Source organism: Streptomyces sp. DSM 106670 (assembly GCF_055792845.1).
The window spans coordinates 1,920,481-1,942,899 of the sequence record NZ_CM147704.1 but is presented as its reverse complement, the minus strand read 5'-3'; the positions used below and the strand labels follow the sequence as shown (position 1 = coordinate 1,942,899).

16 protein-coding genes are annotated in these 22,419 nt (G+C 71.6%); 9 read left to right on the top strand and 7 right to left on the bottom strand.

Annotation, left to right across the window (positions count from 1 at the left end; genetic code table 11):
• Nucleotides 1-42: 42 nt before the first annotated feature.
• The 6 genes from ACSMXR_RS08515 (at nucleotide 43) to ACSMXR_RS08490 (ending at nucleotide 13,581) form a co-directional block, all read left to right on the top strand.
• Nucleotides 43-1,719: a glycoside hydrolase family 13 protein gene (locus ACSMXR_RS08515; RefSeq protein WP_381848585.1), complete on the top strand. Its 1,677-nt coding sequence runs from the start codon at nucleotides 43-45 to the stop codon at nucleotides 1,717-1,719.
• Nucleotides 1,704-2,765, top strand: coding sequence for a LacI family DNA-binding transcriptional regulator (locus tag ACSMXR_RS08510; RefSeq protein ID WP_473172353.1), 1,062 nt, complete (start codon nucleotides 1,704-1,706; stop codon nucleotides 2,763-2,765). Before ACSMXR_RS08515 ends, ACSMXR_RS08510 begins: the two co-directional genes overlap by 16 nt.
• Nucleotides 2,766-3,241: 476 nt before the next feature.
• Entirely contained in the window at nucleotides 3,242-4,975 is a 1,734-nt protein-coding gene (locus tag ACSMXR_RS08505; protein ID WP_473171542.1) for a carbohydrate-binding module family 20 domain-containing protein, read from the top strand.
• A gap of 85 nt (nucleotides 4,976-5,060) precedes the next feature.
• Nucleotides 5,061-10,379, top strand: a complete 5,319-nt coding sequence (gene pulA, locus ACSMXR_RS08500; protein WP_473171541.1) for a pullulanase-type alpha-1,6-glucosidase — start codon at nucleotides 5,061-5,063, stop codon at nucleotides 10,377-10,379.
• Nucleotides 10,380-10,535: 156 nt separating this feature from the next.
• Nucleotides 10,536-12,761, top strand: coding sequence for an ATP-binding protein (locus ACSMXR_RS08495; protein ID WP_473171540.1), 2,226 nt, complete (start codon nucleotides 10,536-10,538; stop codon nucleotides 12,759-12,761).
• A 115-nt stretch (nucleotides 12,762-12,876) separates the two neighbouring features.
• The gene (locus tag ACSMXR_RS08490; RefSeq protein ID WP_137232783.1) at nucleotides 12,877-13,581 is read left to right on the top strand and encodes a DUF2470 domain-containing protein; all 705 of its coding nucleotides are present in this window, start codon (nucleotides 12,877-12,879) and stop codon (nucleotides 13,579-13,581) included.
• A 13-nt stretch (nucleotides 13,582-13,594) separates the two neighbouring features.
• On the opposite strand, the gene ACSMXR_RS08485 is transcribed toward ACSMXR_RS08490, so the two are convergent.
• The 3 genes from ACSMXR_RS08485 to ACSMXR_RS08475 are packed head-to-tail and all read right to left on the bottom strand — an operon-like array spanning nucleotide 13,595 to nucleotide 16,341.
• Nucleotides 13,595-14,320 carry a TetR/AcrR family transcriptional regulator gene (locus tag ACSMXR_RS08485; protein ID WP_164616221.1) on the bottom strand — a complete coding sequence of 242 codons (726 nt, stop codon included), beginning with the start codon at nucleotides 14,318-14,320 and terminating at the stop codon, nucleotides 13,595-13,597.
• A 35-nt stretch (nucleotides 14,321-14,355) separates the two neighbouring features.
• Nucleotides 14,356-15,432 carry a PDR/VanB family oxidoreductase gene (locus ACSMXR_RS08480; RefSeq protein WP_473171539.1) on the bottom strand — a complete coding sequence of 359 codons (1,077 nt, stop codon included), beginning with the start codon at nucleotides 15,430-15,432 and terminating at the stop codon, nucleotides 14,356-14,358.
• 3 nt (nucleotides 15,433-15,435) lie between these two features.
• On the bottom strand, nucleotides 15,436-16,341 hold the full coding sequence (locus tag ACSMXR_RS08475) for a metal-dependent hydrolase (protein ID WP_098026377.1): 906 nt from the start codon (nucleotides 16,339-16,341) through the stop codon (nucleotides 15,436-15,438).
• A 90-nt stretch (nucleotides 16,342-16,431) separates the two neighbouring features.
• On the opposite strand from ACSMXR_RS08475, the gene ACSMXR_RS08470 reads away from it, so the two are divergent.
• Both ACSMXR_RS08470 and ACSMXR_RS08465 read left to right on the top strand, forming a co-directional pair.
• Entirely contained in the window at nucleotides 16,432-17,184 is a 753-nt protein-coding gene (locus ACSMXR_RS08470) for a class I SAM-dependent methyltransferase (protein WP_137232779.1), read from the top strand.
• A 27-nt stretch (nucleotides 17,185-17,211) separates the two neighbouring features.
• Entirely contained in the window at nucleotides 17,212-17,700 is a 489-nt protein-coding gene (locus tag ACSMXR_RS08465; protein ID WP_473171538.1) for a hypothetical protein, read from the top strand.
• 33 nt (nucleotides 17,701-17,733) lie between these two features.
• On the opposite strand, the gene ACSMXR_RS08460 is transcribed toward ACSMXR_RS08465, so the two are convergent.
• Together ACSMXR_RS08460 and ACSMXR_RS08455 are read right to left on the bottom strand one after the other, a co-directional pair.
• Entirely contained in the window at nucleotides 17,734-19,287 is a 1,554-nt protein-coding gene (locus tag ACSMXR_RS08460; protein ID WP_473171537.1) for a DUF1996 domain-containing protein, read from the bottom strand.
• Between the two features lie 121 nt (nucleotides 19,288-19,408).
• On the bottom strand, nucleotides 19,409-19,951 hold the full coding sequence (locus ACSMXR_RS08455; protein WP_473171536.1) for a carboxymuconolactone decarboxylase family protein: 543 nt from the start codon (nucleotides 19,949-19,951) through the stop codon (nucleotides 19,409-19,411).
• Nucleotides 19,952-19,983: 32 nt separating this feature from the next.
• Here ACSMXR_RS08455 and ACSMXR_RS08450 point away from each other — a divergent pair, with 32 nt between their 5' ends.
• Entirely contained in the window at nucleotides 19,984-20,478 is a 495-nt protein-coding gene (locus ACSMXR_RS08450; RefSeq protein ID WP_137232775.1) for a MarR family winged helix-turn-helix transcriptional regulator, read from the top strand.
• Between the two features lie 33 nt (nucleotides 20,479-20,511).
• On the opposite strand, the gene ACSMXR_RS08445 is transcribed toward ACSMXR_RS08450, so the two are convergent.
• The gene (locus ACSMXR_RS08445; protein ID WP_137232774.1) at nucleotides 20,512-21,159 is read right to left on the bottom strand and encodes a LuxR C-terminal-related transcriptional regulator; all 648 of its coding nucleotides are present in this window, start codon (nucleotides 21,157-21,159) and stop codon (nucleotides 20,512-20,514) included.
• Entirely contained in the window at nucleotides 21,144-22,412 is a 1,269-nt protein-coding gene (locus ACSMXR_RS08440) for a sensor histidine kinase (protein ID WP_473171535.1), read from the bottom strand. Before ACSMXR_RS08440 ends, ACSMXR_RS08445 begins: the two co-directional genes overlap by 16 nt.
• Nucleotides 22,413-22,419 lie beyond the last annotated feature (7 nt).

The following is a 22,419-nucleotide window of genomic DNA, read 5'->3' as shown; positions in this document are numbered from 1 at the left end:
CGGACCCGGCGCCGCTCCCCACCCAGACACCTCAGGGACGACATGACCCAGCATCTCGCTGCCCCCTCCACCGGCACGTCCGACGGCGCCCCGGGCCACCGCACCGGCTGGTGGCAGGACGCGGTGATCTACCAGGTCTATCCGCGGAGCTTCGCCGACGGCAACGGCGACGGCATGGGCGACCTCCCCGGCGTCACCGCCCGCCTGCCCCACCTGAAGGACCTGGGCGTCGACGCGGTCTGGCTGAGCCCCTTCTACGCCTCCCCGCAGGCCGACGCCGGCTACGACGTCTCCGACTACCGGGCCATCGACCCGATGTTCGGCAATCTGCTGGACGCCGACGCGCTGATCCGCGAGGCCCATGGCCTGGGCCTGCGCGTCATCGTCGACCTGGTCCCCAACCACTCCTCCGACCAGCACGAGTGGTTCAAGCGCGCCCTGGCCGAGGGCCCCGGCTCCGCCCTGCGCGAGCGCTACCACTTCCGCCCCGGAAAGGGCGCCGACGGCGAACTCCCGCCCAACGACTGGGAGTCCATCTTCGGCGGCCCCGCCTGGACCCGTACGGTGAACCCGGACGGCACCCCCGGCGACTGGTACCTCCACCTCTTCGCCCCCGAGCAGCCCGACTTCAACTGGGAGCACCCGGCCGTCGCCGACGAGTTCCGTTCCATCCTGCGCTTCTGGCTCGACATGGGCGTGGACGGCTTCCGCGTCGACGTCGCCCACGGCCTCGTCAAGGCCGAGGGCCTGCCCGACCTCGGCACCCACGACCAGCTCAAGCTGCTCGGCAACGACGTCATGCCGTTCTTCGACCAGGACGGCGTCCACGCGATCTACCGCAGCTGGCGCACCATCCTCGACGAGTACCCGGGCGAGAGGATCGCCGTCGCCGAGGCCTGGACGCCCACCGCCGAGCGCACCGCCAACTACGTGCGCCCCGACGAGATGCACCAGGCGTTCAACTTCCCGTACCTGGCCACCGCCTGGGACGCCGCCGAACTCCGCAAGGTCATCGACTCCTCGCTCGACGCCATGCGCCCGGTCGGCGCGCCCACCACCTGGGTGCTCTCCAACCACGACGTCACCCGGCACACCACCCGGTTCGCCAACCCGGCGGGGCTCGGCACCCAGATCCGTACCCCCGGCGACCGCGAGCTGGGCCTGCGCCGGGCCCGCGCCGCCTCGCTGCTGATGCTCGCCCTGCCCGGCTCCGCCTACGTCTACCAGGGCGAGGAGCTCGGCCTGCCCGACGTCACCGACCTGCCCGACGAGGCCCGCCAGGACCCCTCGTTCTTCCGCGCCGCGGGCCAGGACGGCTTCCGCGACGGCTGCCGCGTCCCGATCCCGTGGACCCGCGAGGGCACCTCGTACGGCTTCGGCGACGGCGGCAGCTGGCTCCCGCAGCCGGCCGGCTGGGGCGAGCTGTCCGTCGAGGCGCAGACCGGCGTGGAGGGCTCCACCCTGGAGCTGTACCGCGCCGCGATCGCCGCCCGCCGCGACCACCCGGGCCTCGGCGCGGGCACCGGCGTCGAGTGGCTGGACGCCCCCGAAGGCGTCCTCGCCTTCGCCCGCCCGGGCTTCGTCTGCACCGTCAACACCACCGGCGCCCCGGTCCGCGTCGCCGCCCGCGGCCAGGTGCTGCTCGCCAGCTCCCCGGTCACCGTGGACGGCGCCGAGGCCGAGCTGCCCGCCGACACCACGGTCTGGTGGACGGTGTGACACTGCCGTCGCCCAGGATCACGGCCGCGCCCCGCCTCTCCGACATCGCCGGCCAGGCGGCGGTCAGCGAGGCGACGGTCAGCCGGGTCCTGAACGGGAAGCAGGGCGTCGCGGACTCCACGCGTCAGCGGGTGCTCGCGGCGCTCGACATCCTGGGCTACGAGCGGCCCGTACGGCTGCGGCAGCGCAGCGCCGGACTGATCGGCCTGGTGACGCCCGAACTCACCAACCCGATCTTCCCGGCGTTCGCGCAGTCCGTCGAACAGGTGCTGGCCGGACACGGCTACACCCCCGTGCTCTGCACCCAGGTGCCCGGCGGCGCCACCGAGGACGAACTCGTCGAGCAGCTCGTGGAGCGGGGCGTCGGCGGCATCGTCTTCCTGTCCGGGCTGCACGCGGACACCTCCGCCGACCCGGAACGGTATGCCGCGCTCACCGAGCGCGGCATACCGTTCGTCCTGATCAACGGCTACAACGAGCGCATCAGCGCCCCCTTCTTCTCGCCCGATGACAACGCTGCCGTACGGATGGCCCTCGGGCATCTCGCCGACCTCGGCCACCGCCGGATCGGCCTGGCCATCGGCCCGCAGCGCTACGTCCCTTCCCGCCGCAAACGCGACGGGTTCGTGGAGGCGGCCGTCTCGGTGCTCGGCATGGACCGGCCGACGGCCGAATCGCTGGTCTGCTCCACCCTGTTCAGCGTCGAGGGCGGTCAGGTGGCGGCCGGCGCCCTGCTGGACGCGGGCTGCACGGGCATCGTCTGCGGCAGTGACCTGATGGCCCTCGGCGTGGTCCGCGCCGCCCGGGGGAGGGGCCTGGAGGTGCCGCGCGACGTCTCGGTCGTGGGCTTCGACGACTCGCCGTTCATCGCGTTCACGGACCCGCCGCTGACGACGGTGCGCCAGCCCGTGCAGGCGATGGCGGCGGCCGCCGTGGGCGCGCTGCTGGAGGAGATAGGCGGCAACCCGGTGCAGCGCACGGAGTACGTCTTCCAGCCGGAGCTGGTCGTCCGGGGCTCGACGGCGGCGGTGCGCACCCAGGGCTGACGAGCCCCGGGGCCACAGGAAGCACGGGGGACACGGCAAGCAGGGGAGCACGCACAGGAGAGGCACCAGGAGTCGGCCCAGGAAGGGCCGGCGGGGAGTTGTAGCGACTCCGGGTGCCTCTCTTGTCGTGACCGGCCCGGCCGGCCGGGCGCGTGGGGTCCACCACCGCGTGAGCGACGCCGGAACCCCCGGCCGACCGGACCGGAGTCGGATGAAACGTAACAGGCGCGCAATATCTTGCGAAAGACCTTGCAGCAAGAAATCGGACGGATGTCAGGAAGAAAACGCCGTTGTTTCACGGATGTGAGCGGCTGATGTCCAAAGGGTTGACCGGTGCCGGGTGGGCTCGTACGGTCTGCGCTGCGGCAAGGTTTGCATTCTTGCAGCAAGAACCTTCAGGAGCCTTGAGGGCATGGCGCGTTGCCGGCTGAGGCTGCACCGTCACCCGCGTTTCCCCCACCCGCAGGAGGAAAGACATGGCACGCAGACCCCTGTCTGGCGCGCTCGCCCTCGTGGCAGGCGCCGCCGCCCTCGTCATCCCCACCGGATTCGGCGCCGCGTCACCCGCGCAGGCCGCCGCTCCGGGCGACAAGGACGTCACGGCCGTGATGTTCGAGTGGAAGTTCGCCTCCATCGCCAAGGCCTGCACGGACACCCTCGGTCCGGCGGGCTACGGCTACGTCCAGGTCTCGCCGCCCCAGGAGCACATCCAGGGCGGCCAGTGGTGGACGTCCTACCAGCCCGTCAGCTACAGGATCGCCGGCCGTCTCGGTGACCGTGCCGCCTTCTCCGCCATGGTCAACACGTGTCACTCGGCGGGCGTCAAGGTCGTCGCGGACGCCGTCATCAACCACATGGCGGCGGGCAACGGCACCGGCACCGGCGGCTCCGCGTACACGAAGTACGACTACCCGGGCATCTACTCCGGCGCCGACATGGACGACTGCCGCGCCCAGATCAGCAACTACAACGACCGTGCCAACGTCCAGAACTGCGAGCTGGTCGGCCTCGCCGACCTGGACACCGGCGAGGACTACGTACGCGGCAGGATCGCCGGGTACCTGAACGACCTGCTCTCGCTCGGCGTCGACGGGTTCCGCATCGACGCCGCCAAGCACATGCCCGCCGGCGACCTGGCCAACATCAAGTCCCGGCTGAGCAACCCGAACGTCTACTGGAAGCAGGAGGCGATCTTCGGGGCGGGCGAGGCCGTCTCGCCCTCCGAATACCTCGGCACCGGCGACGTCCAGGAGTTCCGTTACGGGCGGAGCCTCAAGCAGGTCTTCCTCAACGAGAACCTCGCCCACCTGAAGAACTTCGGCGAGGGCTGGGGCTTCATGGAGTCCGGCAAGTCCGGCGTCTTCGTCGACAACCACGACACCGAGCGCGGCGGCGACACCCTCAACTACAAGAACGGCTCCGCCTACACCCTCGCCAACGTCTTCATGCTGGCCTACCCCTACGGCTCCCCGGACGTCCACTCCGGCTACGAGTTCAGCGACCACGACGCCGGACCGCCGGGCGGCGGCCAGGTGAACGCCTGCTACAGCGACGGCTGGAAGTGCCAGCACGCCTGGCGCGAGATCTCCTCCATGGTCGGCTTCCGCAACGCGGCCCGCGGCCAGTCCGTCACCAACTGGTGGGACAACGGCGGCGACCAGATCGCCTTCGGCCGGGGCGACAAGGCGTACGTCGCCATCAACCACGAGGGCTCCGCGCTGAACCGGACCTTCCAGACCTCGCTGCCCGCCGGTGACTACTGCGACGTCCAGTCCGGCAACGGCGTCACCGTCAACGGCTCCGGCCAGTTCACCGCCACCGTCCCGGCCGGCACGGCCGTCGCCCTGCACGTGAATGCCCGGACCTGCTCCGGAGGCGGCGGCACGAACCCCGACCCGGGCCCCGGTGACGGCTCCTCCGGCGCCTCCTTCGGCGTCAACGCCACCACCCAGCCCGGCCAGAACATCCACGTCACCGGCGACCAGGCCGCCCTCGGCAACTGGAACCCGGCGAACGCGCCGAAGCTCGACCCGGCCGCGTACCCCGTGTGGAAGCTCGATGTGGCCCTGCCCGCCGGGACCACGTTCGCGTACAAGTACGTCCGCAAGGACGGCAGTGGCAACGTCACCTGGGAGAGCGGGGCGAACCGCACCGCGACCGTCCCGGCCTCCGGGAAGGTCACGCTGACCGCCGACGTCTGGCGCGGCTGACCCGTAACCCCCTTCTCCGCGGGCCGGTGGCAGCGCCACCGGCCCGCAAGCCCACCCTCCTGACACCAGCCGAGGAGCACCCTCCGTGTCCCGAACCACCTTGAGACGAGGGGCGGTGGCCGCCCTGTGCGCGGCGCTGCTGCCCGTCGTCCCGGCGGCCACCGCCGCCGCGTCGCCCCGGCCGCCGGCCCCGCCCTCCGACGCGAAACTGGCGAAGGAGGCGGCCCGGCACGACCTCACGCGCGAGCAGTTCTACTTCGTGCTGCCCGACCGCTTCGCCAACGGCGACGCCTCCAACGACCGGGGCGGGCTGACCGGTTCACGGCTCGACCACGGCTATGACCCCACCGACAAGGGGTTCTACCAGGGCGGCGACCTCAAGGGGCTCACTCAGAAGCTCGACTACATCAAGGGCCTCGGCACCACCGCCATCTGGATGGCGCCGATCTTCAAGAACCGGCCCGTCCAGGGCACCGGCCAGGACGCCTCGGCGGGCTACCACGGCTACTGGATCACCGACTTCACCCAGGTCGACCCGCACTTCGGCACCAACGCCGACCTGGAGAAGCTGATCGACAAGGCCCACGCCAAGGGCATGAAGGTCTTCTTCGACGTCATCACCAACCACACCGCCGACACCGTCGACTACGCGGAGAAGGCCTACGGCTACAAGCCCAAGGGCGCCTTCCCCTACCTCGACAAGGACGGCCGTCCCTTCGACGACCGCGAGGGCGTCAAGAAGGTCGACCGGGACTCCTTCCCGTACACCCCGGTGCAGGCCCCCGGCACGGCGAAGAAGGTGCCGTCCTGGCTCAACGACCCGACCATGTACCACAACCGGGGCGACTCGACGTGGGCCGGCGAGTCCAACGAGTACGGCGACTTCTCCGGGCTCGACGACCTGTGGACCGAGCGTCCCGAGGTCGTGAAGGGCATGGAGAAGATCTACGAGAAGTGGGTCCGCGACTTCGACATCGACGGGTTCCGGATCGACACCGTCAAACACGTCGACCTGGACTTCTGGACCCAGTGGGCCACCGCGCTCGACGACTACGCGGCCAAGCGCGGCCGGGACGACTTCTTCATGTTCGGCGAGGTCTACTCCGCCGACCCCGAGATCACCTCGCCGTACGTGACCCGGGGCCGTCTGGACTCCACGCTGGACTTCCCGTTCCAGGACGCCGCCCGGCAGTTCGCCTCCCAGGGCGCGCCCGCCGACAAGCTCGCCTCGGTGTACGGCAACGACTTCCGCTACACCACCGACAAGGCCAACGCCTACGAGCAGGTCACCTTCCTCGGCAACCACGACATGGGCCGCATCGGGACGTTCCTGAAGCAGGACAACCCCGAGGCCGATGACGCGGAGCTGCTGAAGCGCGCCCGGCTCGCCAACGAGCTGATGTTCCTCGGCCGGGGCAACCCGGTGATCTACTCCGGCGACGAGCAGGGCTTCACCGGCGCGGGCGGCGACAAGGACGCCCGCCAGCCCCTCTTCGCCTCCAAGGCCGCCGACTACCTCGACGACGACCAGCTCGGCACCGACCGCACCCACGCCTCGGACGCGTACGACACGAAGCACCCCGTCTACCGCTCCATCGCCGAGCTCTCGAAGCTCACGAAGGAGCACCCGGCGCTGCGCGACGGCACCCAGACCGAGCGGCTCGCGGACGGCTCGGTGTACGCCACCTCGCGCATCGCGACGAAGCGGCCGTACGAATACCTCGTCGCCTCCAACAACGGCACGAGCCCGAGGAAGGTCCAGCTCGCCACCGAGTCGGCCGAGATGAACTTCCTTACCCTGTACGGCGGTTCCGGTACGGTCCGCAGCGGCAAGGACAAGAAGGTCACCGTCACCGTGCCCGCCCTCTCCAGCATCGTGCTGAAGGCGGACAAGGCCGTCGGCGCGCCCGCCGCCAAGCCCGCGATCTCGCTGAAGGCCCCGGCCGCCGGCGCCACCGGCACCGTCGAGATCACCGCCGACGTGGACGGCGGACAGCTCAACCGGGTCGTCTTCGCCGCGCAGACCGGCGACGGCAGGTGGAAGACGCTCGGCAGCGCCGACCACGCCCCGTACAAGGTCACCCAGTATCTGGACGCCTCGGTGCGGGCGGGAACGCCCCTGCGCTACAAGGCCGTGGTGATCGACCGGACGGGACGCACCTCCGGTGCTCTCGCCTCGACCACCGCCGGCCAGGCTCCGGACCCCGGCAAGCCTGTCGCCGTCGAACGCGACCGGGCGGTCGTCCACTACCGGCGCGCCGACGGCGACTACACCGGATGGCAGCTCAAGTCCGGTGAGAAGACGGCCGAGTTCATCGGCCGGGACGCGTACGGCGCGTTCGCCTGGATCGACGTGGAGGAGGGCACGGGTTCCCTCCCGTACACCGTCGAGAAGGACGGCACGGCCGACGGCCCGGAGCGGACCGTCGACCTGGGTGCGACCGGGCAGGTCTGGATCGAGCAGGGCAAGGACGAGCAGACGGCCGAAGCCCCCGAGGCCCCGCCGCAGGACACCACCAAGGCGGTCCTCAACTACCACCGCCCGGACGGCGACTACGACGGCTGGGGGCTGCACACCTGGGCCGGAGCCAAGGAGCCCACCGACTGGGCGAAGCCGCTGGCGCCGGTGAGGAAGGACGCCTACGGGGTCACCTTCGAGGTGCCGCTCGTCGACGGCGCCACCACGCTCAGCTACATCCTCCACAAGGGCGACGAGAAGGACCTGCCCACCGACCAGTCCCTCGACCTCGCCACGTACGGCCACGAGGTGTGGATGCTCGGCGGCAGGCCCGGCTATCTGCTCCCGCAGACCGGCGGCGGCGCGGCCCCCGACCTGTCCAAGGCCGAGGCGCAGTGGATCGACGCGAACACCGTCGTCTGGAAGGTGAAGGCCACCGACGCCACCAGCCAGCAGCTCGTGTACGCGAAGAAGGGCGGTATCTCCGTCGTGGACGGGGCGCTCTCGGAGGAGGGCCAGTGGCTGCGGCTCACGCAGGCCGCGCTCAGTGACGCGCAGAAGGCCAAGTACCCGCACCTGAAGGACTATCCGGCCTTCACCGTCGACACCCGCGACCGCGACCGTGTCCGTGAGTCCCTGCGGGGCCAGCTGATCGCGACCCAGCGTGCCGCCAACGGTGCCCTGCTCGCCGCCACCGGCGTACAGACGGCCGGGATCCTGGACGACCTGTACGGCAAGAAGGCGGCTTCCGCCGAACTCGGCCCGGTCTTCCGGAAGTCGACGCCCACCCTGTCCGTCTGGGCCCCGACCGCCGCGACCGTCGCCCTCGAACTCGACGGCCGTACGCACCCGATGAAGCGCGACGACCGCACCGGCGTCTGGTCGGTCACCGGGAAGAAGAGCTGGCAGGGCAAGCCCTACCGGTACGCCGTGACCGTCTGGGCGCCCACCGTCCAGAAGCTGGTCACCAACAAGGTCACCGACCCCTACTCCACCGCCCTGACCGCCGACTCCGCCCGCAGCCTCGTCGTCGACCTCACCGATCCGAAGCTTGCGCCGCGCGGCTGGTCCGGCCTGAAGAAGCCCGCCGCCACCCCGCTGCGGGACGCCCAGATCCAGGAGCTGCACGTCCGGGACTTCTCCATCACGGACCGGACGGCGAAGCACCCCGGTGAGTACCGGGCCTTCACCGACACCCGGTCCAAGGGCATGCAGCACCTGAAGAAGCTCGCCGACTCCGGCACGAGCTACGTCCACCTGCTGCCCGTCTTCGACATCGGGACCATCCCGGAGAAGAAGAAGGACCAGGCGACGCCCGACTGCGACCTGACCGCCCCCGCACCCGACTCCGAGAAGCAGCAGGAGTGCGTGAGCGAGGCCGCCGCCAAGGACGGCTTCAACTGGGGCTACGACCCGTTCCACTACACCGTGCCCGAGGGCTCCTACGCCTCCGACCCGGACGGCACCCGGCGCACGGTCGAATTCCGGCAGATGGTGCAGGGCCTCAACCAGGCCGGTCTGCGCACGGTCATGGACGTCGTCTACAACCACACCGTCGCCTCCGGACAGGACGACAAGTCGGTCCTCGACAGGATCGTGCCCGGCTACTACCAGCGGCTCCTGGAGGACGGCACCGTCGCCACCTCCACTTGCTGCGCCAACACCGCGCCCGAGAACACCATGATGGGCAAGCTCGTCGTGGACTCGATCGTCACCTGGGCCAAGGAGTACAAGGTCGACGGCTTCCGCTTCGACCTGATGGGTCACCACCCCAAGGACAACATCCTCGCCGTCCGCAAGGCGCTCGACAGCCTCACGCTCGCCAAGGACGGCGTCGACGGCAAGAAGATCATCCTGTACGGCGAGGGCTGGAACTTCGGCGAGATCGCGGACGACGCCCGCTTCGTCCAGGCCACCCAGAAGAACATGGCCGGCACCGGCATCGCCACCTTCTCCGACCGGGCCCGCGACGCCGTACGCGGCGGCGGCCCCTTCGACGAGGACCCCGGCGTCCAGGGCTTCGCCACCGGCCTCTACACCGACCCCAACTCCTCGCCCGCCAACGGCACCCGCGCCGAGCAGAAGGCCCGGCTGCTGCACTACCAGGACCTGATCAAGGTCGGCCTCACCGGCAACCTCGCCGACTTCACCTTCACCGACACCTCCGGGCGTACGGTCAAGGGATCCGACGTCGACTACAACGGGGCGCCCGCCGGGTACGCGGCCGTCCCCGGTGACGCCCTCGCCTACTCCGACGCCCACGACAACGAGACGCTCTTCGACACCCTCGCCTTCAAGCTCCCGGCGGGGACGAGCGCAGCCGAGCGGGCCAGGGCCCAGGTGGTCGCCATGGGCGCGTCCGTCCTCTCCCAGGGACCCTCGCTCTCCCAGGCGGGCACCGACCTGCTGCGCTCCAAGTCGCTGGACCGCAACTCCTACGACAGCGGCGACTGGTTCAACGCCCTGCACTGGGACTGCCGCGACGGCAACGGCTTCGGCCGGGGCCTGCCGCCCGCCGCCGACAACCAGGACAAGTGGCCGTACGCGAAGCCGCTCCTGGCCGCCACCGGCACCATCGCCCCCGACTGCGCCCAGATCGACGGGGCTTCGGCCGCCTACCGCGACCTGCTCACCATCCGCTCCACCGAGAAGGAGTTCTCCCTGAGCACCGCGGACCAGGTGCGGTCCGCCCTGTCCTTCCCGCTCTCCGGCAAGGACGAGACGCCCGGCGTGATCACCATGCGCCTCGGCAAGCACGTCGTCGTCCTCAACGCCGCGCCCGACACCGCCACCCAGCGGCTCGCCGCACCGGCCGGAAAGACGTACGCACTGCACCCGGTGCAGGCCAAGGGCGCGGATCCTACGGTCAAACGAGCCAGGTACGACGGGAAATCAGCCACTTTCACCGTCCCGGGACGCACGGTGGCCGTCTTCACTCTGCGCTGACCTCGGGCGGCACTACGGTGACGGCAGACGTCGGCAACGGTGCCGCGACAGCCGTCCTGGTCCACCGGGCCGGTCCCGCTCTCCCCGTCGGGGGAGGCGGGGCCGGCCCGCGGCCGTCGGCCCGCCGGCGCCCCCTGCCCCAGCGCGCGGACGGTGATGATGACCAAGGTGGGATACCTTCCCGAGGAGACGAGCAGCTTCGTCGGGAGGCGGGCCGAACTGGCCCGGCTGCACACCGCGTTGACCACCCGGCGGATGACCACCCTGATCGGCCCCGGCGGTGTCGGCAAGACCCGGCTCGCGCTCCGGGCCGCCCGTGCCGCGGCCGACCGTTACGCGGACGGCGCCTGGTGGGCCGACCTCTCCCCGCTCTACGACGACGGACTGCTGCTCCCCACCGTCTCCGACGCGGTCGGGCTGGCCGACCACACCCTGCGGATGCCGGTCGAGGCGCTGTGCGAATGGCTCGGCGACAAGCACCTCCTGCTGGTCCTCGACTCCGCCGAACACCTCCGCGCCTCCTGCTCGCACCTGCTGGCCGAGATCCTGACCACCTCCGCGCGGCTGACCGTCCTGGTCACCAGCAGGCAGCCGCTCGGCACGCACGGCGAACACGTCGTCGCGGTGCCCCCGCTCCCGGTCGACGGCGCGCCCGACGCCCTCCAGCTCTTCGCCGACCGGCTGCGCGCCGCCGACCCCGGGGCAGGTCTCGACGCCCCCGGCGACGAGGCGGCCGCCGCCGAGATCTGCCGCCGTCTCGAAGGCATCCCGCTCGCCATCGAACTGGCCGCCGCGGGCATCGGCCGGCACAGCGTGGCCCAGCTCGCCGACCGGATCGGCACCCGCTTCGACGCCCGCAGCGCCCCCTCCGGCACCCTCTTCGGCACATCCTTCGGCAGGCCCTTCGGCACGCCCGGCCGGAGCGGCGGCCTCGCCCTCGGCCCCGGCACACCGGGCGCGGGCGGACCGGGCGGACCCGGCGGGACCGACGGGCTCGGCGGGCCCGGCGAGGACCCGGGCACGGCCCGCCTCGACCTGCTCGCCGACGCGACGGTGTGGCCCCGCCGCCACCGCACCCTGCGCACCGCCATCGGCTGGTCCCACGAGCTGTGCACCCCGCTGGAGCGGCTGCTGTGGGCCCGCCTCACCCCGCTGCGGACCGACTTCGACGAGGAGGTCGCCCGCGAGGTCTGCGCCGGGGGCCCGCTCACCGCCGACGAGGTGGACCGGGCGCTCCAGGGCCTCGTCGCCCAGTCCGTCGTCCAGCGCGACGGCGACCGCTACCGGATGCTCGACACCCTGCGCGAGTACGGCCGGATGTGGCTCACCGAGCTGGGCGAGGCCCGCGCCGCCGCCGACCGGCACGCGAGCAGCTTCCTCGGCCTCGCCCGCCGCGCCCACGAGGGCTGGACCGGGCCGGACCAGGTGTCCTGGTACCACAAGGTGTCCGACACCCACCTGGACCTGTGCGCCGCCCTGGAGCACCTGCTCGCCCACGACGTCGAAGGGGCCCAGGAGATGGCGGGCCGGGTCGGCTTCTTCTGGGCCTGCTGCGGCCACCTCTCCGAGGCCCGCGACTACGCCCGGCGCGCGCTGGACGCGGGCCCCGCCGAGGGCCCCCACCGGACCAGGCTGCAATGGGTCATGGGCGTCGCGGCCCTGCTCCAGGGCGACTTCGCGACCGCCGAGAAGTACGGCGCGCTCTGCACGGCCGTCGCCCTGTACGACCGGGACGAGGAGGGCATGCTCGGCGCGGCCTATCTCTCCGGCCTCACCCAGCTGATGACCGGGCAGCCCGCGGCGGCCCTGGTGGCGGCCGAGCGCGTCCTGCGGATGACCGGGAGCGTCCCGGCGGGCTCGGCCCACCGGCTGCGCTGCCACCTCGTCACCGTCTTCGCGCTCACCGCGCTCGGCCGGCTCACCGAGTCCGAGGCGGCGGCCACCGCGCTGCGCCGGGCCTGCGAACGCGGCGGCGAGTACTGGACCCGCTCCTACGCGGACTACCAGCTCGCCCTGATCGCCCTGCTCCAGGGCCGCCCGGCGGACTCCGCCGCACACGCCCGGTCGATGCTCGCGGGCAAGCACCGGCTCCGCGACAGCTTCGGCATCGCGCTCGGCCTGGACATCCTGGCCGCCGCCATCGCCGCCCAGGGCGCGGGCGCCCAGGCCGCCCGGGTCTACGGCACCGGACACGCGTACTGGCGGATGGTCGGCCACCCTCAGCGCGGCACGCCCGAGCTGGGTCCGGTCCGCGAGACCTGCGAGCTCCAGGCGCGGGCGGCGGTCGGCGACGAGGCGTACCAGCGCGCCTTCGAGCGCGGTCAGTCCGACAACGCGGAGGTCGGTCTCGCCGCCGCGCTGCGCACCGGTCTCCAGCTCTGACCAGGCAGGGAGCTTCTCTCTGTCCCCGGACTACCCGCATCCGCCGCCTTGTGGGTAAGGTTAGGCATACCTAAGTAGCCGCTTGGGTTCCGCTGACCCTCCCTGGAGAACTCGGATGCGTCTTTCCCGCCCCCGCGCCACGCAGCCGACCCGCGCCGAGCGTGTCCGGTCGATCCTGACCGTCGCCCACTCCATGACGGTGGTCAGCGACGGCCTGCACACCGAAGTCCGCCGCCTCGACGGCACGGGCGCGATGGGCCACATTCACCTGCATGCCCCGAACGACGGAAGTCACGCGCCGAGCGGCGAACGCGTCCCGGCCCGCCTGGAGTTCACCGACATCGCCCCCACTCCCGTACGCGACCGGCTGCGCGCCCGCGTCACGGTCACCGGGCTGCTGGCCACCCCGTACAGCACCGACACGCAGGAGAGCACCTGCATGGAGTTCGGGCAGGCCGTCCTGGAGGACGCCGAGGGCCGCACCTTCGTCACCCTGGAGGAGCTGGAGGAGGTCGAGACCGACCCGATCGCCCCCTGCGAGGCGGGCATGCTCACCCATCTGGTGGACGACCACGCCGAACTCGTCCCGCTGCTCCTGCGCCTCGTCCACCCCCGCCCCGAGCGCGGCATGACCCGGGCCGTGCCGCTGGCGATGGACCGCTTCGGGCTGACCCTGCGGCTCGAATACCCCCGCACCCACGAGGACGTACGGCTGCCGTTCCCCCGCCCGGTCACCGAGATCGACCAGGCGGGCCCGCAGATCCACGCCCTGCTGGCCGCCGCCCGCCGCGTCTCCCACCGCAACGGCCTGCCCGCCTGAGCGGATCGCGGCGTCAGCGCGGCAGCCGCTGTGCCGGGACGGCGGGCACATCCGGGGCGAACGCGGAGAGCCGGGACAGCAGTTCACCGAACGGGCCGTCCACCGGCTCCTGGGACAGCACCCGCAGCACGATGCCCGCCATCTCCTGGTCGTACGCGGCGCTGACGGCGGCCAGCGCCGCGAAGTCGTGCACCAGCTGCATCTCCAGCTCCTCGCGCGGAATGCGCCGCCCGTCCAGCCAGATCAGCGCCGTCGACTCGGCGAGCGACACCCAGGAGCGGACCACCAGCTCCAGCCGGGCGGGCGGTTCGCTCACCCCGAGGTGCGTGATGATCTGCTCGTATGCGGCCTGCCGCACCCCGTCGATCATGGCGTTCGCCGTCGAGGAGCCGACCGCGGGCCCGCCCCGCATCAGCGCCGAGAAGCCGGGCCCGTGCTCGTCCACGAAGTCGAAGAACCGCCCCATCACCCGCAGCAGCCGCGCCCCCAGCGGCCCTTCCAGGGGCTCCAGGAAGCGGGCCGCCAGCTCGTCGGCGGCCCGCCGCAGCGCCGCCTCGTACAGGCTCTGCTTCCCGGGGAAGTAGTGGTACACCAGCGGACGGGAGATCCCCGCGGCGGCGGCGATCTCGTCGATCGACACATCCTCGGGCGAGCGGCGGCTGAACAAGTCCAGCGCGACGCCGATCAGTTGCTGTCTGCGCTCGTCGACGCCCATCCTGCGCCGCACCCCGGTCGTCATGCGGACAGCCTATCCGGGGCGCGGTCGCACAGAGCCTAGAGGTCCAGGACGAGACGCCCGCCCCGGCAGCGGGAGACGCAGATCAGCATCGAGTCGCCCCGCTCGTCCTCGGTCAGCAACTCGTCGCGGTGGTCGATCTCGCCCTCCAGCACCCGCTGTTGGCAGGTCCCGCAGAACCCCTGCTCGCAGGAGTACGCGACATGGGGCAGCTCCGCGCGGACGGCGGCCAGCACCGACTGTCCGGCCGCGACCGGCACCGTACGCCCGCTGCGCCGCAGCTCCACCTCGAACGCCCCGGAGCTCGCCCCGGGGCCCGTCGCGGCCGAGAACCGCTCCAGGTGCAGCGGTTGCCCCTCGGGGAGCGCGGCGGCGACGGCGTCCATCAGCGGCTCCGGCCCGCAGCAGTAGACCGCGGTGTCCGGGGCGAGGTCCGCCAGCGCCCCCGCCACGTCCGGGTGCCCGGCCTCGTCCTGGGCGACGACCGTGACCCGGCCCCCGTCCGCGCCGAGCTTCTCGACCTCCTCCAGGAACGGCATCGACGCCCGCGACCGGCCCCCGTACAGCAGCCGCCACTCGGCCCCCGACGCGGCCAGCGACCGCAGCATTGGCAGGACCGGGGTGATCCCGATGCCGCCGACGACGAAGACGTAGCCCGGAGCCTCTGTGAGCGGGAATCGGTTGCGCGGCCCGCGCACCTCCACCTCCAGGCCCTCCTGGAGCTGTTCGTGCACCTCCCGCGAGCCGCCCCGGCCGTCCGCCACCAGCCGGGTCGCCACCGTGTACGCACCGGTGTCCGAAGGGTCGCCGCACAGCGAGTACTGCCGCACCAGACCGGACGGCAGCACCAGATCCAGATGGGCCCACGGCTCCCAGGGCGGCAGTCCGGCGCCTTCCAGCCGGAGCTGCACGACACCGTCGGCGACCACGGTCCGCCCGGTGATCAGCAGCCGGCGGACCGCCGTCGCCCGCCGTGCGGAGTGGCCCGATATCGGCTCGGGCAGCGCGGGCAGCGGCCACAGCGGTGACCGGGCGATCCGGCGTTTCAGGGCCCGCCGGGTGAGCAGGGCGGCGCCGGAGACCAGCACGACGGTACGCAGACGGGGCAGCGCCATGGTTCAGGACCCTCCGGTGGTGGCGGCCTCGGCGGCGAGGGCGGCGGGGGAGCGGGTCAGATAGTCCACGGCCTGGGCCGTACTGCCCTCCTGCGAGGGGTGGTAGGACCGGCTGAGATAGCTGGGGACGGACCGCAGGATCGCGCCCGTGCTGGGCAGCGTGCCCTGCTTCCCGCTCGCGTGGAACGCCTTGAAGCTGGCCTTGCCGTCCAGCAGCGTGGGGTCGTTCTCCATGAAGAAGCGGGTGCCGCGCTGCCAGAGGAACACCAGCGCGGAGAAGGCCGCCGCCCAGGTGCGCACCCGCCGCCGGTAGCCGCCGTCCACATGCATGAAGACGTCGAAGGCCACCGACCGGTGCTCGACCTCCTCCGCCCCGTGCCAGCGCAGCAGATCCAGCATGGTCGGGTCCGCGCCCCGGCGGTCCAGCGCCTCGGCGTTGAGTATCCAGTCGCCGAGGAACGCGGTGTAGTGCTCGATCGCGGCGATCGTCGCCACCCGCTCCATCAGCCACCACTTCGACGCCCGCCCCGGCGGCAGGGTCCGGTCCCCGAGCAGCTTCTCGAAAAACCAGTCGACCTGCGCGGTGTACGGGGTCGGGTCGAGGCCCAACTCCCGCAGATGCGGCAGCACATCGTCATGGGCCTGCGAGTGCACGGCCTCCTGCCCGATGAACCCGATGACGTCCTCGCGGAGTTGGTCGTCATGGATGTACGGGAGTATCTGCCGGTAGACGTGGATGAACCAGCGTTCCCCGGCCGGGAGCAGCAGATGGAGCACGTTGATGGTGTGCGTGGTGAACGGGTCGCCCGGCACCCAGTGCAGGGGCGTCTTCTCCCAGGCGAAGGACACCTTGCGGGCCTTGAGGGGCGTCCGCTCCGACGCGACCGCCGCTGGCTGCGTGTTAGACATGGTGTCAATGTACTGACGGGTATGCGGGGGGACCAGAGGCGTGCACGGATTTCCGTGCCGTTCCGTGAGGCCCGCGCGATGATTGCTTGTATGACGAAACCTGTGCAGGCCCGGTCCTTCGACGCCATCGCCGCCGCCTACGACGCCCACCGCCCCAGCTACCCGCCCGCCCTGTTCGACGCGATCGAGGAGCTGTCCGGAGTGGAGCTCGACGGAGCCCGGGTCGCGGACGTCGGAGCGGGCACCGGACTCGGCACGGCCCGGCTGTACGAGCGCGGCGCCCGGGTCACCGCGGTGGAGCCGGGCGACGGGATGGCCGAGCAGTTCCGCCGGAGCCTGCCGGACGTGCCCCTGGTCCGGGGCGACGGGAACAACCTCCCGCTGCGGACCGGCTCGATGGACCTCATCACGTACGCCCAGGCCTGGCACTGGACCGACCGCGCCCGCTCGATACCCGAGGCCCGCCGGGTGCTGCGGCCGGGCGGGGCGCTCGCCCTGTGGTGGAACGACGGCGACCCGTCCGTGGAGTGGCTGGTGGAGCAGGAGAACCGGATGCGGGTCTTCTTCAAGGTGGACATCCCGGCCGCCCCCGACGTGCGGGCCCGCTACCGCGCTGTGCTGCCCGACGGGCTCGACTTCCTGACCCGGCAGGTGGCCTGGAGCCGCCGTGTACCGGTCGACGCCCATATCGCCAACATGGCCACCCACTCCGGCTTCCTGATCGGCGACCCGGTCGAGGTCCGCGATTTCTTCGACCGCGAACGGGCTCTGCTGACCGCCCTGTTCCCTGACGGCGAGGTCGAGGAGGCCTATCTGGTGAGTCTTGCCGTAGCCCATCCCTGAGCCCGGATTCGGGTGCAGGATGGCCCGATGGCGACAGAACCGGAATGGCGAGGCGCACGGCGCGGCGGGTCAACTGCGGTGGTCCTGGCGGGAGTTCTGCTCCTGGCCGGGTGCAGTACGGAACCGTCCGACGACGGCGCGGGACAGCGGCGGCCCACGCCGAAGCCGGCCGCGACGGGCATGCTGGAGCAGCTGGCGGAGAAGGCCGGCTGCGACCCGAACGTGCAGACCGACGCGGCCGAGCTCCGGCAGGCCAACTGCAGGACGGACGAAGGGCGTTACGTCCTGACCACCTTCGCCACCGACCGCGGGCAGCGGGAGTGGATCAACGAGGCCAAGGACTACGGCGGCTCGTACCTCGTCGGACGGCGGTGGGTGGCCGTCGGCGATCCGGACGTGGTCGCGGCGCTGCGCGGCCGGCTCGGGGGGACGGTGGAGACCGCCTCGCCGCACCACTCGGGGGACAGTGGCGGAGGGGGGAGCGAGGACGGGCACTCCGGTCACCACCCGGGCTGACCGCGCAGGTTCACGGGGGCCGCACGCGCCGCGTCAGCGGCAGCGGCGGCCGTCGTTGATGCACCGCACCATCTTCTTCATCAGCCGGTCGTCGAAGACGTTGATGAAGTCGCCGTGATCGGTGATGGGCTTGTGCAACTGCTCGGGGAACGAGTCCACGGCGAAACCGGGCCCCGGCGGCACGTCGTAGACGATGCGCTGCACCAGCTGCGGCACCGCCCGGAACCCGTTCGGGCACCGCCCGTTCTCCTGGGCGAACGCCACATGGGTGCGGTGGTTGGCGCTGTCGGTGTTCTGCCCGTCCCAGCAGTTCTGGAAGGCGAACGTCCGCACCACCTGACTGCCCTCGGGACAGATCGGATACTTGTCCGTCAGCTGGCGGTCCTCGAATCCGGTGCAGCTCCACGAGGCGTTGGCATTGGCGTCGCCGTTGGTGAACGCCTTCGCGTCCCCGGTGATGATCCGCAGGAAGCGCGGCATCGCGGTGACCCTGCCGACGGGCGAGCCGACGAACTTCAACGTCACCTCGGACGGCGTCTGGATCTCGCCGACGTTCTGGTCCCGGCCGCCGCCGTCGGCGTCCACGTCGTTCTCGTCCTGCCCGTTCTGCAGACGCAGGACGGGCCAGTAGTAGGTCGACCGGTCGCCCTGGTTGCGGCAGGTGGTCGCGCCGTCCGCCAGATCGTCGTCGCTGGCGAAGGCGTCGTTGGCCTGGTTGCCGATGTAATCGTGCATATGGTGCGCGCCGTTGCTCACGCCGGGCGCGACGATGACGTTGTCCGGGTTGAACTTCCCGTTCTCATTACGGCCGCAGTCGGTGGTGAAGGTGCCCCGGGAGGCGCCGCGGCGCTGGCGGGGCCGGTCGACATTGGGCTGTACGGACTGGATATCGACGAAATCGGCGGCCACGGGCCCGTTGCCGCCCTGGCCCTGGCCCTGGTCCTGCCCGGAGTCTTCGCCCTGGCCCGGATCCTGACCGCCCGGGTCCTGGCCGCCGTCCTGGCCCTGCCCCCCATCCTGGCCCTGATTCTGGCCCTGGTCCTGGCCGTCATCCTGACCGCCGTCACCGTTGTCACCGCCACCGTTATTGCCGCCGTTGCCCGGGCGGTTGTCGTCGGCGCGCAGGCTGCATCCGGCGAGGCTCTCCAGCCCCGCCGGCCGCTCGCCCACCCGTCCGATCGCGATGCCGATACGGTCGAGGCTCGCGGTCCGCTTGCTGCGCAACGGGCCCAGCACGGCGTTCTCCGCCAGCCCCGGGTCCTGGGCTATCTGCTCCTTCCGGTCCGCGAACTGCCGGTAGGCGTCGGTGATCTGGGTATCCATCGCCGCGAGTTCGCGGTCGACCTCCCCGCGTGCCCGGTCCGGCACCTCGGGCAGCCCGTTCGCGGCTTCGGGACAGTCGATGGTGGACATCTGCCGGCCGGCGGCGTTCTGCGTCCGGGTGGGCGGAGAACCAGACGGTCCTTCTCCCGCGGAGGCGTAGACATTGACCGCGACCAGCCCACCTCCCCCCAGGATCAGGGCTGCGGAGGCGGCAATGGCCCGGTTGGCCAGTGTGGAACGTTTCTTGCGCGATGTGCGTCGCATGGGACTCCTCTGCTTCGAGGGAGAAGCGTGACGTCCCATACGCGCGGGCCCCGCGACCCGTTCAGCCCTCCGGCCGATTCGTGCGAAGCTCCAGCCGGAAAGCGGTCCGAACCACCGGCTCTCAGGCGAAGGCGGCCAATGGGGCGTCCACCGGGGCCGCCGTGAGCCGGTTGGCCAGGGTCGACAGGGTGTACGCGCCGATGCCCAGGACCACTTCGAGGGCGTTCTGCTCGGTGTAGCCGTACGCCAGGAAGTCCCGCAGGACCGCGTCCTCCACCGCCCCCGCCGAGGCGAGCACTTCCAGGGTGAACCGCCGTACGGCGTCTAGCCGTTCGTCCGGCAGCGGGCTGCCGCCGCGGTCGCGCAGGGCGGCGATCAGCGCCGGGTCGGCGTCCAGGGCGGTCAGCTTCGCGGTGTGCATCGCGACGCAGAGGTGACAGTCGTTGCGGGTGGCGATCGTCATGATCAGGACCTCGCGGGAGAGCGGGTCCAGGGTGCAGGCCTCGAAGATCGCGCTGATCCTCAGGAAGCCGTCCAGGGCGTGCGGCGAGGCGGCGAGCCGGGCGATGGCGGCGGGCCGGTAGCCCAGCCGCTCCGTCACCGCCTCCATGGCGCGTCGCGATGCGGGCGGGGCGGTCTCGGGGGTGAGATCGGGAAAGGGCATGGCGAACCTTTCACGGCGCTAGGATCGACAACATGGTTGACGAAAAAAAGGTAAACCAGGTTGTCGAGTCTCGCAACGGCTTTGAACTGCCCCTGCTCCTCCTCGCCGGCTTCCGCTCGATCATCGACGCCCTGCACCAGGACCTCGCCGAGCACGGACACCCCGGAACCCGCCCCGCGTACGGCTTCGCCCTCCAGGCGGTGGGCCGCGACGGCGCGGCCATCAGCGAGATCGGGCGGCGGCTCGGGGTCTCCAAGCAGGCCGCCGGGAAGACCGTCGAGAAGTTGGCGGCGCTCGGCTACGTGGAGCGGGCCCCGGACCCCGCCGACGGCCGGCGCACCCTGATCCGCCTCACCCCGCACGGCGTCGACCTGCTGACCCGGTCCGCCGAGGGCTTCGACCGGCTGCGGGACCAATGGGCCCGGACGCTCGGCGAGGAGCGGCTGGCCGCCCTGGAGCGGGATCTGCGCACGATGGCCCCGGGCGGCGCGTTCCGGCTGGACGCGGCGGGCTGGTTCACGGACTGAGCGCGGGCCCGGGGCCCCGGCGGCGCCGGTGGATCAGCCGTGGTCCAGATAGGCCAGCACCGCCAGCACCCGGCGGTTGTCGTCGTCCGACGGCGGCAGGCCGAGCTTCCCGAAGATGTTCGACGTGTGCTTGGCCACCGCCCGCTCCGTGATCACCAGCTGCGAGGCGATGGCCGCGTTCGAGCGGCCCTGGGCCACCAGCTCCATCACCTCCCGCTCACGCGGGGTGAGGCCGCCCATCGGCTTGTCCTGCGAACGGCGCGACAGCAGCTGGGAGATGACCTGCGGGTCCATCGCCGTGCCGCCCGCCGCCACCCGCCGTACCGCGTCGACGAACTGGTCCGCGTCGAAGACCCGGTCCTTCAGCAGATAGCCGATGCCGCCGTTGCCGTCCGCCAGCAGCTCCCGGGCGTACAACTGCTCCACGTGCTGCGAGAGCACCAGCACCGGAAGCCCCGGCCGGGCCCGGCGGGCGGCCAGGGCGCACTGCAGGCCCTCATCCGTGTGGGACGGCGGGAGCCGGACGTCGACGACGGCGACGTCCGGCTCCAACTCGGCGAGTGCCTTGGTCAGTTCGGGCCCGGTCTCCACAGCCGCGGCGATCTCGAAGTCGTACGCCTCCAGCATGCGCACCAGGCCGTCGCGCAACAGGAAGAGATCTTCGGCTAGGACAACTCGCAAGGAATCTCCATGGTCACCATGGTGGGACCGCCCGCGGGACTGCTGACGGCCAGTACGCCGTCGAATGTACCCAGTCGCCGTTCGATTCCGCTCAGCCCCGAGCCCGACCCGACCACCGCACCGCCCTTGCCGTCGTCCGTCACGGAGATCCGGAGCATGCCGTCCGCGTGGTGCAGGTCCACATAGATCCGTGTCGCCTCCGCGTGCTTCACCGTGTTCGTCAGGGCCTCGCTGACCGCGAAGTACGCCGCCGACTCCACCGGGGCCTCCGCCCGCCCCGGCAGCTCCACCGTCACCTCCGATGCGACCGGCAGCCGCAGCGTCAGCGCCTTGACCGCGTCGCCGAGACCCCGCTCCGCAAGCACCGGCGGATGGATGCCCCGGACCAGGTCGCGCAGTTCGGTCAGCGCCTCCGCCGACGACTCGCGGGCCATCGCCAGCATCTTCTTCGCCTGCGCCGGGTCCTTCTCGATCAGCGCCTCGATCGTGCCCAGGTTCATGCCCATCGCGACCAGCCGGGCCTGCGCCCCGTCGTGCAGATCCCGCTCGATGCGGCGCAGCTCGGAGGCGGCCGTGTCCACGGCCTCGTGCCGGGTCTCGGTCAGCCGCTGGACACGCTGCTCCAGCTCCTGGTCCTGGGTGGGCGCCAGCAGGGTGCGGGCCAGCACGAAGTGCAGCCGCAGCAGCGGCCGGCTCGCCCACAGCCCGACATGGAACAGCACGATCCCCAGCGCCAGCGCGGCGAGCCCGGTCAGCTGGCTGTCCACCGGCACGAACCCGTACCAGTACGGGTCGTCGCGGAACACGTGCCACAGGCCGGCCGCGAGCACGAGCCCCTCGACCGGGTAGATCATCAGGCCCGCCGCCAGGAACGCCACCACCGTGCCCGCCGTCATGTCGACCAGCAGCCACTGCAGGTCCCGCCAGGTCGCCGGGTCCTTCAGCATCAGCGAGGTGCGCTCCACCTGACCGGTGACGCCCGTCCGCAGATCCTTCGGGAAGGGCCGGTACGGCACCGGAATCCGCACGTCCGACCAGGTCACCGCCCACAGCCGCCGCTGGTTGGCGTGCTTGCGGACCGCCTCCAGCACCACCGGGGTGGTGAACACCCCGATGCCCAGCAGGATGAAGGAGATCGAAAGCACCGCGAGGACGAACAGGGTGATGGAACCCGCCAGACCGGCGACCGAAAGGAACAGCCCCCGCCCCGCCGCCACCATCGACGGCCGCAGCCGCCCCGAGAACACCTTCATCGTGGTC

Excerpts from the sequence above, each read along its gene's own strand:
- ACSMXR_RS08505 (WP_473171542.1), top strand. The coding sequence starts at position 3,242 with ATGGCACGCAGACCCCTGTCTGGCGCGCTCGCCCTCGTGGCAGGCGCC.
- ACSMXR_RS08450 (WP_137232775.1), top strand. The coding sequence starts at position 19,984 with ATGGTTGACGAAAAAAAGGTAAACCAGGTTGTCGAGTCTCGCAACGGC.
- ACSMXR_RS08490 (WP_137232783.1), top strand. The coding sequence starts at position 12,877 with ATGCGTCTTTCCCGCCCCCGCGCCACGCAGCCGACCCGCGCCGAGCGT.
- ACSMXR_RS08495 (WP_473171540.1), top strand. The coding sequence starts at position 10,536 with ATGATGACCAAGGTGGGATACCTTCCCGAGGAGACGAGCAGCTTCGTC.
- ACSMXR_RS08440 (WP_473171535.1), bottom strand. The coding sequence starts at position 22,412 with ATGAAGGTGTTCTCGGGGCGGCTGCGGCCGTCGATGGTGGCGGCGGGG.
- ACSMXR_RS08485 (WP_164616221.1), bottom strand. The coding sequence starts at position 14,320 with ATGACGACCGGGGTGCGGCGCAGGATGGGCGTCGACGAGCGCAGACAG.
- ACSMXR_RS08480 (WP_473171539.1), bottom strand. The coding sequence starts at position 15,432 with ATGGCGCTGCCCCGTCTGCGTACCGTCGTGCTGGTCTCCGGCGCCGCC.
- ACSMXR_RS08455 (WP_473171536.1), bottom strand. The coding sequence starts at position 19,951 with ATGCCCTTTCCCGATCTCACCCCCGAGACCGCCCCGCCCGCATCGCGA.
- ACSMXR_RS08465 (WP_473171538.1), top strand. The coding sequence starts at position 17,212 with ATGGCGACAGAACCGGAATGGCGAGGCGCACGGCGCGGCGGGTCAACT.
- ACSMXR_RS08470 (WP_137232779.1), top strand. The coding sequence starts at position 16,432 with ATGACGAAACCTGTGCAGGCCCGGTCCTTCGACGCCATCGCCGCCGCC.
- ACSMXR_RS08515 (WP_381848585.1), top strand. The coding sequence starts at position 43 with ATGACCCAGCATCTCGCTGCCCCCTCCACCGGCACGTCCGACGGCGCC.
- ACSMXR_RS08460 (WP_473171537.1), bottom strand. The coding sequence starts at position 19,287 with ATGCGACGCACATCGCGCAAGAAACGTTCCACACTGGCCAACCGGGCC.
- ACSMXR_RS08475 (WP_098026377.1), bottom strand. The coding sequence starts at position 16,341 with ATGTCTAACACGCAGCCAGCGGCGGTCGCGTCGGAGCGGACGCCCCTC.